General features: G+C 40.9%; 12 protein-coding genes. 4 read left to right on the top strand and 8 right to left on the bottom strand.

What is annotated here, in order from left to right; translation table 11 throughout:
* Positions 1 to 113: 113 nt before the first annotated feature.
* The 4 genes from LX92_RS14565 to LX92_RS14550 are packed head-to-tail and all read right to left on the bottom strand — an operon-like array spanning position 114 to position 5,572.
* Complete coding sequence (locus tag LX92_RS14565; protein WP_109652042.1) at positions 114 to 1,568, bottom strand: lipopolysaccharide biosynthesis protein; 1,455 nt, start codon at positions 1,566 to 1,568, stop codon at positions 114 to 116.
* Positions 1,568 to 2,839 (bottom strand): glycosyltransferase family 4 protein, encoded by a 1,272-nt coding sequence (locus LX92_RS14560; protein ID WP_109652039.1) that lies wholly within the window; start codon positions 2,837 to 2,839, stop codon positions 1,568 to 1,570. Before LX92_RS14560 ends, LX92_RS14565 begins: the two co-directional genes overlap by 1 nt.
* The gene (locus tag LX92_RS14555; protein ID WP_109652036.1) at positions 2,836 to 5,274 is read right to left on the bottom strand and encodes a YfhO family protein; all 2,439 of its coding nucleotides are present in this window, start codon (positions 5,272 to 5,274) and stop codon (positions 2,836 to 2,838) included. The genes LX92_RS14560 and LX92_RS14555 overlap by 4 nt, the downstream gene beginning before the upstream one ends.
* Positions 5,275 to 5,308: 34 nt before the next feature.
* Positions 5,309 to 5,572: a DUF4834 family protein gene (locus LX92_RS14550; protein ID WP_109652033.1), complete on the bottom strand. Its 264-nt coding sequence runs from the start codon at positions 5,570 to 5,572 to the stop codon at positions 5,309 to 5,311.
* Between the two features lie 87 nt (positions 5,573 to 5,659).
* Between LX92_RS14550 and LX92_RS14545 the strand changes: the two genes are divergently transcribed.
* Both LX92_RS14545 and LX92_RS14540 read left to right on the top strand, forming a co-directional pair.
* Complete coding sequence (locus tag LX92_RS14545) at positions 5,660 to 6,724, top strand: transporter (protein ID WP_109652030.1); 1,065 nt, start codon at positions 5,660 to 5,662, stop codon at positions 6,722 to 6,724.
* A gap of 104 nt (positions 6,725 to 6,828) precedes the next feature.
* Positions 6,829 to 7,947, top strand: a complete 1,119-nt coding sequence (locus LX92_RS14540) for a GTP cyclohydrolase (protein WP_109652029.1) — start codon at positions 6,829 to 6,831, stop codon at positions 7,945 to 7,947.
* A 59-nt stretch (positions 7,948 to 8,006) separates the two neighbouring features.
* On the opposite strand, the gene LX92_RS14535 is transcribed toward LX92_RS14540, so the two are convergent.
* The 3 genes from LX92_RS14535 to LX92_RS14525 all read right to left on the bottom strand — a co-directional run bounded on the left by LX92_RS14535 (position 8,007) and on the right by LX92_RS14525 (position 12,568).
* A complete protein-coding gene (locus LX92_RS14535) occupies positions 8,007 to 9,266 on the bottom strand; it encodes an aminotransferase class I/II-fold pyridoxal phosphate-dependent enzyme (RefSeq protein WP_109652414.1) in 1,260 nt (419 codons plus the stop codon).
* A gap of 125 nt (positions 9,267 to 9,391) precedes the next feature.
* The gene (locus LX92_RS14530) at positions 9,392 to 10,432 is read right to left on the bottom strand and encodes a PLP-dependent cysteine synthase family protein (RefSeq protein WP_109652027.1); all 1,041 of its coding nucleotides are present in this window, start codon (positions 10,430 to 10,432) and stop codon (positions 9,392 to 9,394) included.
* Between the two features lie 78 nt (positions 10,433 to 10,510).
* Positions 10,511 to 12,568 carry a S9 family peptidase gene (locus tag LX92_RS14525; RefSeq protein WP_109652025.1) on the bottom strand — a complete coding sequence of 686 codons (2,058 nt, stop codon included), beginning with the start codon at positions 12,566 to 12,568 and terminating at the stop codon, positions 10,511 to 10,513.
* Between the two features lie 141 nt (positions 12,569 to 12,709).
* Here LX92_RS14525 and LX92_RS14520 point away from each other — a divergent pair, with 141 nt between their 5' ends.
* Together LX92_RS14520 and LX92_RS14515 are read left to right on the top strand one after the other, a co-directional pair.
* Positions 12,710 to 13,036: a YbaB/EbfC family nucleoid-associated protein gene (locus tag LX92_RS14520; protein ID WP_109652411.1), complete on the top strand. Its 327-nt coding sequence runs from the start codon at positions 12,710 to 12,712 to the stop codon at positions 13,034 to 13,036.
* Between the two features lie 42 nt (positions 13,037 to 13,078).
* Complete coding sequence (locus LX92_RS14515) at positions 13,079 to 13,531, top strand: thioredoxin family protein (protein WP_109652023.1); 453 nt, start codon at positions 13,079 to 13,081, stop codon at positions 13,529 to 13,531.
* Between the two features lie 278 nt (positions 13,532 to 13,809).
* Here LX92_RS14515 and LX92_RS14510 read toward each other — a convergent pair whose 3' ends face one another.
* Positions 13,810 to 14,910, bottom strand: coding sequence for an OmpA family protein (locus tag LX92_RS14510; RefSeq protein ID WP_109652021.1), 1,101 nt, complete (start codon positions 14,908 to 14,910; stop codon positions 13,810 to 13,812).
* Positions 14,911 to 14,915: the final 5 nt, after the last annotated feature.

The raw sequence follows: 14,915 nt of genomic DNA, 5'->3' as shown, positions 1-14,915 counted from the left end.
GTTCGACCAACGTATTTCAATAAGCTTGCGGCTTTTGAAATTCGGGTCCCATAAAGATAGTTTTTAGGTTGGTTGGTTGTTTAAACCCTGATGTGGAATATTCCCGTCAGGGTTTATCTTTTTAAATACTTTGAAAGCATCCGATAAACATCCTCTGAAATCTTAAACCGATATAGGACCCCTAGATATAGCACGGTGGTGATGGTACCCTTGACCACAATATTCACTAGCGAATGAAATGGCAGGTTGACCATATAAAACACACCACCTAAAAAAAGTAGAAGTCCACCTACTTTTAGGGTCTCCATGGTGAAGGGCATTATTTTGAATTTGGCACGGACAAAAAATAATTTTATGGTATTGTAGATTGAAATTGCAATGAAGGTCGCCAATGCAGCCCCATAAAGTCCATATTTCGGAATGAAAAGCATGTTAAGCAGTATGACTAGGACCGCTAATAAAACCCCCATACCCAATAAGGTTTTATAGTAATCGGAATTGTATAGGATCGCATTGTTGATCCCCAACACCGAATCGTACACCTTGGCCAAGCCTATTAGAAACACAATAGCGAAGCCACCCCGGTATTCTTCAGGAAGGACCATGAACAGATCGTTCAAATTGGTTATGATCAATACGAACAATATACCCGATGCAATAAACAGCGTCAAAGAGGATTTTTTATACAAGGACCCCAATCCTTCATGATCGTTATTGTTCAACAATTCCGCCGTTAGCGGATAGGTGATTTGATGCATGGCCCTAGAAGGTACGATAATGGTTGTGGCAATATAAATGGCCACTCCGTAATAGGCCACATTTTCAATGAGTTTATATTGGTTGATCATTACTTTGTCTATCTCAAGGATAATCACCGCAGCCGACCCCCCAAGGATAATCAAGGCACTATAACTTAAGATTGCCCGTGTATTGGCCGGAAAATCAAAATTCAATCTGGGTCTTTTTAAACCATAGGCATAGATCTTCATGATCAAGGTTCGCAAAAGATATAAACCGACTAGGGCCTTAAGGAAAAAGTCTACCGTAATACTATCGAAATAAACCAATATCAAAAGGATCATTACCCCTATCCTATTAAAGACCTCTTTCATAAAATTACCAAAAACAGATTTCATCTGAACTTTGGCCCATGCGTAGAACACCTCAAAATATGCCATGGCGAATCCAATCAGGAAAATGTACCATACATAATTCCTGACAATACCATTTTCCTTGGATATAAAGCTCCCTATGGCATCCGTAAAAAGAAAAGTCACCAAGGCTATGGGAAGAATAAGTAGCAGGGGCAACAATAACATAAGGGTCTCAAAGGCCTCGGTGTTTCCCGTTTTTTTAAAACTACTATAGAACTTGACCAAAGTATTGGGTACGCCAAATGCCAAGAGGGGCATTAAAACGGCGGAAGTGGATAATATGACCGTTACCAATCCGTAATAGGCATCCGTCAAAAAATTGGTATAAAGAAAAAGCGTATTTACGGCAGCAACCCCAAACCCCAAATAGGTGATTATGGTGTTGTTCAATGCTTGTTTACTGACTATTCCCATTAAATAAGTTTGGCTAATTCCCTGGTAAGCGCCCTGCGACTATATTTTTCAATGCCTTGTGCATCCATTATCAGGCCATCATTGCTATAGGCCTCGAACCACTTTAAAAGTACATCTTTTAATTTATTTTCATCATCATATCCAAAGCTGAACCCCGAATGGGTATCCGCAATGATCCGAGCGGCATCCCAACCTTTTGGACCTATACCCAATATAGGTCGCCCAGCAGCCATATATTCATATAACTTGCCCGGCAATATGCCCTTGGTCTCGTGGGAATCTATCTCTACCAATAAAAGGACCTGGGATTCCTGTTGCAACCTTACAGCTTCTTCATGGGACACATACCCCAATAATTCAGTGTGGCCCCTTAACCCGGCATCATAGATACTTTGCAGTACATCCTCACTCACCACGCCTGCCAAACGCAATTTAAAACAAGAATCAAATTCGTCATTCTCGAGTACCATCGTACCCAATACCTGCCATAAAATCGCAGGGTTCCTACCGGAAAGCAAGGAACCTATATGCGAAATCGTAAACCCCTTGGTCGTTACCTTTGGGACCGAAATATCGGTATCATACCCATTGGTGATGACTGAAATGGGTTTCTGGGTGATTCCTTGGAACTCCTCTTTGGTGGTGTTACTGGTCACGATGACCCTATCGGCATTGTTCAACACCAGCTGCTCCAACCGTTTATGTTCTTGCTGTGATTTACGGGTTAGCTTTAATTTTTTATGATAGCCTATCGAGGTCCATGGATCCCTAAAATCGGCCAACCACTTCACCTTTGTAATTTGTTTCAATTGGTTTCCTATCAAATGAAGACTATGGGGAGGTCCTGTGGTAACAAGGCAATCGATATTTTCCTTTTCGATAATGGTCTGTAAAAAACGCACTGATGGCTTTACCCAATTCTTACGTGCATCCGGAATGAAAAAATTACCCCGTACCCATAACATCACCTTTTCCAAAAACGATTGGTTCTTGGTGGTTATAATCCCCGAACTTATGCGTTTTGCATCATTTTTAGAGAAAAACCCCGCTACTTTATAGGGTTCCCGAATGGGATGTCTATAAATGACCAATCCCTCCGGAACCTCGTTCCCAATGGAATCATCGATTATGGGATAATTCGGGTTTTCAGGAATATAAACGATTGGGGTTATCCCGAATTCGGGTAGGTATTTAACGAATTTCAACCATCGCTGTACCCCAGGCCCACCCGCTGGGGGCCAATAGTACGTAACGATCAATACCTTTTTCATTGGTCTTCCTCTTTTTTAGAAGAACGTTTTACGGAATATAAAATACCACCAAGAATGATCAGCCCCAATAAAATGGAACTTATCAAGGTTATTTGACTGCCTTTTTCTATAATCGGGGGCTCAAATTTAAACGCTATGGTGTGGTCGCCTTCAGGTACCTTCAAGGCCCGTAAAACATAATTAACCCTAAAATGGTCTTTGCGTTGACCATCGATATAGGCATTCCAACCATTTTCATAAAACATTTCGGAAAACACCAATACACCGGCATTGGGGTTCGATGATTTATAGACCAAATTATTGGGTTCATAATCCGTTAAAGTGACTGTAGCCAATGAATCCACTTGGAAATCGAACCGATTTATATTTGAAAACTCGGTAGTGTTCACAACAGCTTCATGTTTTAGATCAATACTTCCCAAGGCTGTTATTTCCTCGTTGGCCGAATTCACACCAATCAAGCTATCTATAAACCAAGCATTCCCATGGGCATTGGCATTCAAGGTTGGCACACTCTTACCCTCCTCATTTTGTTGGACCACATATTTTACATTCAGCATATTCAGGATCTCGATATTTCCCTGATAGATATAAAAATCGAATAGATCCTGCAATCTAGCAGGTTTGGCCGCATGGTAACCACCAATGGATTTATGGTAGAATGAAGTCCGTGCCCCATTTAAGCCTTCTTGGGGGTCGTATACCCTATAAATACTTTTGTCCTGTAATATTTGTTGATCTGCTGGTGTTACTGGAAAAGGCGCTGCCATTTTTCGTTTTGACACAAAATCATCCTTATTTACATAACGGAGGTCCACACCGACCAAATCGACTACGATCAACACCCCTATGGCCAGGATAAGTATATTGCTCTTTAATTTCTCCTTTAAAAACAACCAGATCGCCGCGGCTGCCAAAATAACAAAAACCAACGTCCGTAAAAGATCACTGGTGTACACCGCTTCCCGATCCAACCGAATCAGCGAGAGGATCTCATCGCCATAATAGCGTTTGAGTGTTTCATCGGAGGCACCTTCAAAACTGAAAGTATTCTTAACCAAAAACAAGGCTACACCAAGCCCCAACATGGTGAAAAAGGAAATCTTCAATGCTTTTAACTTCCTGCTTTTTTCCACTGTGGGATCCAGTAGTTCCTTCAAGGCCAAAATACCCAATACGGGAGCACAAAGCTCAATAATCACCTGTATTGATGATACGGCCCTGAACTTGTTGTAAAATGGGAAGTAATCGATCATAAAATCCGTCAAAAAACCAAAATTCTTTCCCCATGACAAAAGAAGGGACAGGACTACCCCTCCCAAGAGCCACCATTTGGCCCTACCCTTGACCAAGAGCAACCCCAATAAAAACAAAAAGAGAATCACGGCACCGATATAGGCCGGTGCGGCAACGATCGGCTGGTCTCCCCAATAAAGTGGTAAATGTCGTGAGAAATCCAGCGCCTGACTTCTTGAAATGCCCTGGTCGATCAAAAAGTCGTATGTTTTGGAATCACTGCCCAAATCCTCGGAATTGGACCCGCCGAATAAGCGGGGAACGAACAAGTTCAACGACTCCACGATACCATAACTGTATTGTGTAATATAATTTTTATCAAGTCCTTTGGCCGTTGTCTTTGCAGAACCATCGGGATTAATGGTCAGTTCGGATGTACCTCGGGTACTCCAATCGGCGTATTCCTTTGTAGCCATCAAACCTGTGGCATTGGCCGCTATACCAAGAACAACCGCAACCAACAGTAACCCTACAGAAGTAAAGAAATTTCGCAATTCATTCTTACGGATTGCAAAAAATAAATAGACCAGTCCCAAAATCAATACCAAAAGCATAAAGTAATAGGTCATTTGATAATGATTGGCACCTACTTCAAGAGCCATGGCAATGGCCGTCAGCACAAATCCCCATAGGTATTTCTTTCGGAAGGTAAGTACGATGCCCCCCAAGAGCATGGGCATATAGGCCAATGCATGGGCTTTTGCGTTATGGCCTACCCCGAGTATTATGATCAAATAGGTCGAAAACCCAAAAGCCAACGCCCCAATGGCTGCCAGCCTATAATCCACCTTTAGGCAACACAGCAAAATATAGAATCCCAAAAAGTAAATAAAAAGATAGTCGGCAGGTCTCGGCAGAAAACGAATCACTCGATCCAGTTTCTTGACATAATCATGTGGGTAATAGGCCCCTAATTGATAGGTTGGCATACCGCCAAAAGCGCTATTCGTCCAATAAGGTTCTTCCCCTGTTTTCTTTCGAAAATCGTTCTGTTCCTTAGCCATTCCGGTATACTGACGAATATCGGATTGCTCAATGACCTTGCCCTGTAGTACAGGGCTGAAATATGCCAAGGCAACGATTACAAAAAAAACAAAAACAAAAAAATGGATAAAAAAAGCTTTTAAACCTGACTTCATTGGTTTACGGATGTGGTTGGTTTCGCTAAAATAATCAATCTAGTTCCTCAAACTCGATGTATTCACCAACTTTTTTAGAGGATGAAGATCTTTTTGATGGTTTTTTGTCGATTATGACATCACCAACTTTTTCCTCATGGGTATTCCCTTGTTCGGGAAAACCACCGAAGTTCTCACGAAATCGCTCTTCGGTCTTTCTTGCTGCATAGCTGAAAATCTTTGGGGCAAACCACCTTGCCAAAATTTTTAGCAGATAATACACCAAGAGAATTATTAAAATCGTTTTCAGAAAAGCCATATTAATTTTCAGTAATTTATATCAAAAGTACAATTCTAACGTTGTAATAATAACGTAAAAGTCTTAAAATAATAATAAAATCAAACTATGGGCGGTTGTTTTGAGTTGAAAAAATCAACGTTTTATATCCTTTTTATAAGTCTGGTCCTCCCTTTCCTTGGAAGATCCCAATATACAGATGTCATTAATTCCAATAGACCTGGCTTATCTGTTAGTGCTTATGCTGTGGGTAAGAATGTGATTCAGTTGGAATCCGGTCTGTTCTATGAACAACAGGACCACAATTTATTGAATACACAAAGTGATATTATAGGCACCGACATCTCCTTACGATATGGTTTGTTGTTCGAGCAATTGGAACTGAATTGGGAAGGTACGTTTCAAAACCAAAATATTACGTTTGCGAATTTTGACCTTAGTGAAACCAGAACCGATTTTTATAGAAACAGGATTGGATTGAAATATTTGATCTACGATCGTTACAAGGATGACAAACCCAATCTATATAGCTGGAAGGCCAATAACGTTTTTCAATTGAAAAACTTGATTCCGTCAATAGCCCTGTATGCCGGTGCTAATTTTGTTTTGGGCGACAACCCTTTCTATGTTGGCGACCCTACCATATCCCCACGGGTAATGGTAGCTACCCAGAGTCGATTATCGCCTAGGTTTGTCCTTATCTCCAACCTTGCATACGACCGTATAGGAACCGATTTCCCTGAAATGAGTTATATCATCTCGCTCTCCCACGCCTTTAGAAATCCTAAGTGGAGTGTGTTCGTGGAAAACCAAGGTATCGACAGTGACCGTTACTCCGATGTTCTGCTACGTGGCGGGGTGGCCCATTTGTTCACTGAAGAGCTACAGGCGGATTTAAATCTTGGTGCCAGTTTCAAGAATACACCTTCCCGTATTTTTATAAGTGCCGGTGTGTCGTACCGCTTTGATTTCCATAAAGACCAACCCAAGGCCATCGAGGATCAAAATGCCGATGGGAATGGTGGGGAAATCAAGAAAAACTCCATGAAGAAGAATAAGAAGGTAAAAAAGAAAAAGAATAATGGCAGGGGTGCAGAGGACATCGATCTCGGTCCGACCAAAAAGCAACTTCGAAAACTTAAAAAGGAGCAAAAAAAGGATAATGGACGATAATGCCCAATGTTCGGTAAAAACCTTCACCCATACCATGAAAAATTGACGGGTTAATTTTCTGATCTTGATTAATATTGCTAATATTGACCTTACAAAAAATTCGTATGGTCACCCTAAAAGAAGCCACCTCTAAAGCCGATTTAAAAAAATTCGTCAAGTTTCCTTTTTCATTGTACAAAGACTCTCCGTATTGGGTCCCACCCATTATCAATGAAGAACTTGATTCCTTTGACAAATCAAAAAACCCGGCCTTTAAAAATGCAGAGGCCCGTTTTTTCCTGGCATACAAGAACGACATTCCTGTAGGTAGGGTCGCAGCTATTGTCAACTGGATAGAGATCAACCAACAAAAAGTAAGCAAAATGCGTTTTGGATGGTTCGATTTTATCGATGATTTCGAGGTGTCGGAAACCTTACTGAAGAAAGTTGAGGCCATAGGCCATCAACACAACCTGGAATATATGGAAGGACCTGTAGGGTTCTCCAATTTGGACAAGGTGGGTGTGCTCGTCGAGGGCTTCGAGGAAATAGGCACCATGATTACCTGGTACAATCATCCCTATTACCAAAAACATTATGAGCGATTGGGCTTTGTAAAGGAAAAGGAATATGAAGAAAATAGATTCCCTTTTGCCAATGCCCATCCTAAATTCTATGATAAGGCCGGTGAATTGGTTAAAAGAAGGTATGGTGTAAAACCATTGAGTTATACCAAAACAAAGGATGTAATGGCCATGGCGGATACCATGTTCGATCTTTTCAACGAATCCTATTCCTCCTTATCCTCATTTGTTCCGATAACAGAGGTACAAAAGGCCTATTTCAAAAAGAAATACATCAGTTTTATCAATCCTGAATACATCAAATTCATCCTTGATAAGAATGATAAGCTAATTGCCTTTGGTATTGTTATGCCCTCATTTTCCCAAGCCCTTCAAAAATCGAAAGGCAAATTGTTCCCATTCGGTCTCTTTCATATGCTTATGGCCAAAAAATATAGTAAAGAAGTTATTTTTTACTTGATCGGGGTACACCCCGATTATCAAAATAAAGGGGTTACAGCCGTCATGTTCCAAGAGTACTACAAGACGTTTACGGCAAAAAAAATACAGCACTGTGTCCGAACCCCTGAATTGGCAGACAATATTGCCATAAAGCAATTATGGAAGCATTTTGACCCGGAAATATATAAACGCAGAAGAACGTATCGCAAAGAGCTATAATAACAAAACCCCCAGCGTTCCATGAATGCTGGGGGTTTTTAATGGTATAATAAGTACGTTTACTCTCCCATGGCAGCAGCAACTGCAGCTGACAATCTTTTATACGTACCATTTTCAAGACGCTCGCGTATTGCTGAAAACGCCTCCAAAGTTTCTTCAATATCAGCCATCGTATGTGTAGCTGTAGGAATCAAACGCAATAAGATCATCCCTTTAGGGATTACAGGATACACTACAATTGAGCAGAATATTCCGTAATTTTCACGTAGGTCCTTAACCAAAGCCATTGCCTCAGGAATACTTCCGCTTAAATAAACAGGTGTCACACAACTTGTGGTACTACCGATATCAAAACCTCGTTCCTTAAGACCATTTTGCAATGCATTTACATTCTCCCAAAGTTTGGCCTTTAATTGTGGCATGGTGCGTAACATATCCAAACGTTTCAAGGCACCTTTCACATAAATCATAGGAAGTGACTTGGCGAACATTTGTGAACGAAGATTGTATTTTAGATAATCTATAATTTCCTTATCAGCAGCCAAGAAAGCGCCTATACCCGCCATTGATTTTGCGAAAGTCGCAAAATACACATCAATATCATCCTGTACACCTTGCTCCTGCCCTGCTCCAGCACCCGTTTTACCTAGGGTACCGAATCCGTGCGCATCATCAACGAACAGTCTGAAATTATATTTTTCCTTTAGGGCAACGATTTCCTTTAACCTGCCTTGTTCCCCACGCATACCAAATACACCTTCCGAAATAACCAATATACCTCCACCGGTCTGTTCAGCCATTTTTTTGGCACGTTCCAGATTTTTCTCAAGACTCTCCATATCATTATGCTTGAAGGTAAAACGTTTACCCATATGCAAACGTACACCGTCAATGATACAAGCGTGGGCGTCTACATCATATACGATAATATCGTCCTTCGCCACTAAAGCATCTATGGCCGAAACCATACCTTGATACCCAAAATTCAATAAATATGCAGATTCCTTGGAAACAAACGCTGCCAATTCCCTCTCGAGTTGCTCATGAAAATCAGTATGTCCACTCATCATCCTCGCCCCCATAGGGTACGCAGAACCATGTTCTGCAGCGGCTTCCGCATCAACTTTCTTAATCTCCGGTAAATTGGATAGTCCCAAGTAATCATTTATACTCCAAGTAATCACCTCTTTTCCTTGGAACTTCATTCTATTGGAAATAGGTCCTTCTAATTTTGGAAAAACAAAATATCCTTCTGCCTGAGAAGCCCATTTTCCCAACGGACCTTTATTCTCAATAATTCTTTCAAATATATCTCTCATTTTACCTAATTGGTTTGTCTGCAAAAGTAGAGATTTTTCATCAGCATTCATAACATATTGGTACGCAAAAAAAAAGCAATGATGTTTAAATCATTGCTTTTTATTGGTTTAGATAATTTTAAACCCTATTTTATAAACTGTACACTGTGGGTTTCTTGTTCTACCTCAGCCCCCATAAATCCTTGGTCTTCCATCCATTTGTCGCTGTAGACCTTACTCATATATCGAGACCCATGGTCAGGGAACACCACCACGATATTACTATCCTTGTCAAATTTCCCAAGGGCATCCAATTGTTTTATGGCCTGCATGGCCGCCCCACTGGTATAACCGGCAAAAATACCCTCGGTACGGGCCAATTCCCGTGCAGAATGGGCACTTTCCTCGTCGGTAACCTTAATAAATTCATCGATAACACTGAAATCGGTCGAAGTAGGAATCAGATTTTTCCCTAGTCCTTCTATGCGATATGGGTAAATCTCCTTATTGTCGAATTCACCGGTTTCATGGTATTTTTTCAATACTGAACCAAAAGCGTCAACCCCGATGACCCTTACATCGGAATTCTTTTCCTTTAAATATCTTCCTATGCCAGAGATGGTACCGCCGGTGCCACTACAGGCAACCAAATGGGTAATCCTTCCATTGGTCTGATCCCAAATCTCGGGACCTGTTGATGCATAGTGGGCATCAATATTCAATTCATTGAAATATTGGTTGATATACACGGAACCTTCTGTTTCCTTATGCAATCTTTTTGCCACCTCATAATAAGACCGTGGATCATCAGCACTAACATGGGCAGGGCACACATAAACTTTGGCACCCATTGAACGCAGCATATCAATTTTATCGGCAGAGGATTTAGAACTGACCGCAAGAATACAATCGTACCCTTTAATGATACTCACCATGGCAAGGCTATAGCCTGTATTCCCCGAAGTGGTCTCGATTATGGTGTTCCCTTCCTTTAGGATACCTTTCTTTTCCGCTTGATCTATTATATAGGATGCTATTCTGTCCTTAGTGGAATGTCCTGGGTTAAAGGCCTCTACTTTGGCATAAAAATTACCTTGAAGGTTGGCCGTTAATTTATTCAGTTTGATTAGGGGAGTGTTTCCTATTAAGTCTAGGACACTATCGTAGGCATTTATCTTATGTTCCATAAAGGCAATCTAAGTTTTGACCCTTGACAATTATCAAATTGATCAAATTCCTCGACAAAACTACTATTTTTTTTATTATCATTCGATTTTCCCTTCCAAATCCAATATAAATGCATATTCCTTAGCCACTTCCCTCAAGGATTCGAAACGACCGGAAGCACCTCCATGGCCAGCTTCCATATTGATATTGAACAACAATAAATGATCATCAGTTTTTAATTCCCGTAATTTCGCCACCCATTTTGCAGGTTCGAAATATTGCACTTGGGAATCATGCAATCCCGTAGTTACCAATATATTAGGATATTCATGGGCAGTTACATTATCATAAGGGGAGTACGATTTCATATAATCGTAATATTTTTTCTCATTGGGATTCCCCCATTCGTCATATTCCCCTGTCGTTAACGGAATGGAATCATCCAACATGGTAGTTACCACATCCACAAAAGGCACAGCGGCAATAACCCCATTATAAAGTTCGGGTGCCATATTCACCACTGCCCCGATCAGAAGTCCACCCGCAGACCCCCCCATCGCATAGAGATGGTCAGGACTTGTAAAGTTGTTTTTGATCAGATGTTTCGAACAATCAACAAAGTCGGTGAACGTGTTCATCTTTTTTAGGAGTTTACCATCATCATACCATTGCCTACCCAAATATTGTCCGCCCCTTATATGGGAAATGGCATAAACAAAACCACGATCCAAAAGACTTAAACGGACCGTTGAGAAATACGGATCAATGGTTGACCCATAAGAACCATAGGCATATTGCAATACGGGTGTGTTTTTGTTGACCTCAGTGTCCTTATGATACACGATAGACATCGGGACCTTTGCCCCATCACGGGCGGTGGCCCATATTCGCTCTGATCGATAATCCTCCTTTTTGAACTTACCCCCTAAGACTTCCTGTTCTTTTTTTACCACCTTGTCCTTGGTGCGCATATTAAAATCAATAACCGAACTGGGTGTCGTCATCCCGTTATAGCCATAGCGTAGGATCTCCGTGTCGAACTCTGGGTTGGCACCCACATAAGCCGTATAGGTTTCACTTTCGAAGGGCAAATAATAACTATCCGTTTTATCCCAACGGGTGATCTTTAGTTTATTCAACCCATTCTCCCGTTCGGAAAGCACATAATAATCCTTGAAGATATCAATATCCTCTAGCAAGACCTCCTCCCTATGGGGGATGAACTCTTCCCAATATTCCGAAGAAGTCTGCACTTCCCCTACCTTCATCAGTTTAAAGTTCCTTGCCTTATCCTTATTGGTTAGAATATAAAATGAATCGCCATAGTGCGCTATGGAATATTCCAATCCCCTTTTCCGTGGGGAAAATACCTTGAAATCATCCATGGGGGTATCAGCATTCAATATCCTGAATTCGGACGTCAATGTGCTGTAGCTACCTATGACCAAATATTTGTGTGATTTTGTTTTATAGACAAAGGTTCCGAACGTCTCATCCTCCTCATGATACACCATATGGTCCTCCTTGGCATCGGTACCGAAGGTATGCCTGTAAATCTTATCTGCACGAAGGGTAACTGGGTCTTTTTTACTGTAGAACAAGGTTTTGGTATCATTGGCCCAAACAGAGCCACCCGTGGTGTTTTCTATTTTATCACTGTAAATTTCACCAGTTTCAAGATTCTTGATCTGAATGGTATACTGCCTTCGCGAAACCGTATCTATACCAAATGCCGCCAATTTATTGTCTGGACTGATAGCAATCCCCCCTAAATTGAAGAATTCGTGCCCTTCAGCCATTTCATTGCAATCGAACATGATTTCCTCCGGGGCGTCCAACGTGTCTTTATGACGGCTATAAATGGGGTATTCCTTGCCTTTCCCATAGCGGGTAACATACCAATATCCATTTTTCTTATAAGGTACCGAGGAATCATCCTCCTTGATCCTTTCCTTCATCTCCTCGAACAAAACGTTTTGGAAATCCTTGGTATGCGCAGTCAATTTTTCATAATAGGCATTTTCCTTCTCGAGATGGGCTATGACCTCCGGGTCCTCCCTATCGTTCATCCAATAGTAATCATCTACCCTTATATCATTATGTTTTACTAATTCCTTTTTTACTTTTTTGGCAACGGGGGCAACATTTTTTGTCATGGTAATCTATTCATTATGGAAAGAAAATGCAAAAGTAATACTTACCATAGAAACAAGCATTCTTTTTACCCTGTGGATCATATAATTGGGGTATCGGTACAATTTAGTAATTTTGACTCCGTAACATATAAAATAGACAACATGTTTGGAGATATGATGGGAATGATGGGAAAACTCAAAGAAGCCCAAGAAAAAGTAGAAGCCACAAAAAAAAGATTGGATACCGTTTACCTTCAGGAAGAATCATCCGATGGCCTATTATCCGTTTCGATTTCAGCCAATAGGGTCATAAAGGAAATCAAATTGGATGAAAGTTTATTGCAGGACAAGGAGCAGCTAGAGGATTACCTTATCCTAACCTTGAACACGGCGATAGAAAAGGCCACGAAAGTCAACGAAACCGAACTTGCGGCAGTTGCCAAGGAAGGCATGCCCAATATTCCAGGAATGGATTCGTTATTCAAATAGACCCTTGGCAGGGTTTTTGAAAAGCTCATAAAAAACGACATCATGAAAAGTTTGTTATTCCTATTCCTAGTCCCATTATTCCTTACCACCGAGATGCATACGGACATGGATAAGGATACGAAATGGTTGACTGATTTTGAAAAGGCGCTAAAAGTGGCAAAAAAAGACCATAAGAATGTCTTGGTCTATTTTACGGGAAGCGATTGGTGTCCCCCATGCAAAATGCTAAAGACCGATTTATTCGATTCAGCGGAATTCAAGGCGCTTTCCAAAGACTATGTCCTTTTATATATTGATATGCCAAGAAATAGGGATTTACTTTCCCCAGAGCAGAGGCAACACAACAAGGATCTTTTAAAGAAGTACAACAAAAAGGGAGTATTCCCCCTTCTAAAAATAGTCAATGCAAAAGGGAAGGCGTTGGACGAATATTCTGGTTATAGCATGAATGGTGAGATCCGCTATCATCTAGACTTATTGAGCAGGTATAAATAATACATCGATTACCTTTATAAAACAAAAGGCTTCCCATTCAGGAAGCCTTTTGTTTTTATGGACCAACCCTGTGTTGGCATGTACGATACGATAGGCTGTAGCTAGGTGTATTAGTCCTTTACCAACAACAGGACAATGTGTTGTTTTAAAGCTATTATAATCAATGGTTACCGATTAGGTCTTTTTACCTATTGAAGCATTTAGATTTCAAATTACGGTTCAACAAAAAAGGACCCCCGATATGGAGGTCCTTTTTATAGGTTAGTGTTTTACCTGTATTAGTTGTTGATCAACCTGAATTCCGTTCTTCGGTTAACCGCGTGCTCTCTTTCGGTACAAGAAACACCTTCTGCACATCTGTTCTTAACTTTATTCTCTCCGTAACCATTGGCTACCAATAAGCTAGAGTTAATTCCTTTGGTGATCAAATAATCAGCGACAGCCTTAGCCCTTCTTTCAGAAAGATCTTGGTTGGAAGAAGCATTACCCCTTACATCGGTATGGGAAGCAATCTCCAATTTAACACCTGGGTTTTGTTGCAAAACAGGCATTAAACGTGTATCGATGATTCTTTTGGCCTCAGCAGTCAAAGTAGCACTACCCAAGTTCCAGTTGATAGGCAAAGCTTGGTATTCCACTAAAGAACATTCAACTTCTGTCCATGTAGTCAATCCACCTTTTTGCTTCAACACTTCCTTAGTAATTGTTTTTGTTACAGCAGGTACGGTTTCTTCAACAGTATAAGCATCTTTATCCAATACCGTTTTAGTGATCTCGTCGTACTGGGCAGGAATCACCTCTTCGATAACTTTGGCCGGCTCTAACAATACCCTTTTGGTATAGGAAGCGTTTTTGGAACCTATTGGTGTTTTGGCAACAGAAGCATCCGTTCCCAAGACCTCAGTTGAAATAGTAGTGAACTCAGCAGGATACCCTTTATAACACCAGTATCTACAATCATCAGGATTACCAGAGGCACAATCAGGTGCTGCAGCTCCCAATTCCCATTGTGCATAAGCGGGCTTAATTTCAATGGTTTCAGAACTTGGTCTAAAGGATGCCGTACTAACACGCAAGGTGTTACCGCCTTCTTTGGATACATATGTAATGGTCTCAGTTCCCCATTTCTCTGGAACAACGGTCAATTTTTTACCAGCAGCCTTTATCTCAACCCTTTCAGTAATTGTCTTAAAAGTGGCAGGAACAGTTTTTAAAACCTTGTAAGCAGGCTTTACCGTTAAAGTCACGGTTTCATTAACGTATACATCCGGAGTGGTACAACGAACGTAACATTTTCCCGGCTCAGGATTGGCTGGCAAGTCTTGTGCCATTGTAATAGACGCAGTCATAACTGCAAAAAGGAATAGAATTTTTCTCATAATAA

The organism is Maribacter polysiphoniae, assembly GCF_003148665.1.
GTDB classification, from domain to species: domain Bacteria; phylum Bacteroidota; class Bacteroidia; order Flavobacteriales; family Flavobacteriaceae; genus Maribacter_A; species Maribacter_A polysiphoniae.
The sequence above is the reverse complement of the archived record's forward strand: the minus strand, read 5'-3'. Positions and strand labels throughout refer to the sequence as shown.

Coding starts and splice junctions, on each gene's coding strand:
- LX92_RS14520 (WP_109652411.1), top strand. CDS start 12,710: ATGTTTGGAGATATGATGGGAATGATGGGAAAACTCAAAGAAGCCCAA.
- LX92_RS14565 (WP_109652042.1), bottom strand. CDS start 1,568: ATGGGAATAGTCAGTAAACAAGCATTGAACAACACCATAATCACCTAT.
- LX92_RS14540 (WP_109652029.1), top strand. CDS start 6,829: ATGGTCACCCTAAAAGAAGCCACCTCTAAAGCCGATTTAAAAAAATTC.
- LX92_RS14560 (WP_109652039.1), bottom strand. CDS start 2,839: ATGAAAAAGGTATTGATCGTTACGTACTATTGGCCCCCAGCGGGTGGG.
- LX92_RS14550 (WP_109652033.1), bottom strand. CDS start 5,572: ATGGCTTTTCTGAAAACGATTTTAATAATTCTCTTGGTGTATTATCTG.
- LX92_RS14555 (WP_109652036.1), bottom strand. CDS start 5,274: ATGAAGTCAGGTTTAAAAGCTTTTTTTATCCATTTTTTTGTTTTTGTT.
- LX92_RS14525 (WP_109652025.1), bottom strand. CDS start 12,568: ATGACAAAAAATGTTGCCCCCGTTGCCAAAAAAGTAAAAAAGGAATTA.
- LX92_RS14510 (WP_109652021.1), bottom strand. CDS start 14,910: ATGAGAAAAATTCTATTCCTTTTTGCAGTTATGACTGCGTCTATTACA.
- LX92_RS14530 (WP_109652027.1), bottom strand. CDS start 10,432: ATGGAACATAAGATAAATGCCTACGATAGTGTCCTAGACTTAATAGGA.
- LX92_RS14545 (WP_109652030.1), top strand. CDS start 5,660: ATGGGCGGTTGTTTTGAGTTGAAAAAATCAACGTTTTATATCCTTTTT.
- LX92_RS14515 (WP_109652023.1), top strand. CDS start 13,079: ATGAAAAGTTTGTTATTCCTATTCCTAGTCCCATTATTCCTTACCACC.
- LX92_RS14535 (WP_109652414.1), bottom strand. CDS start 9,266: ATGAGAGATATATTTGAAAGAATTATTGAGAATAAAGGTCCGTTGGGA.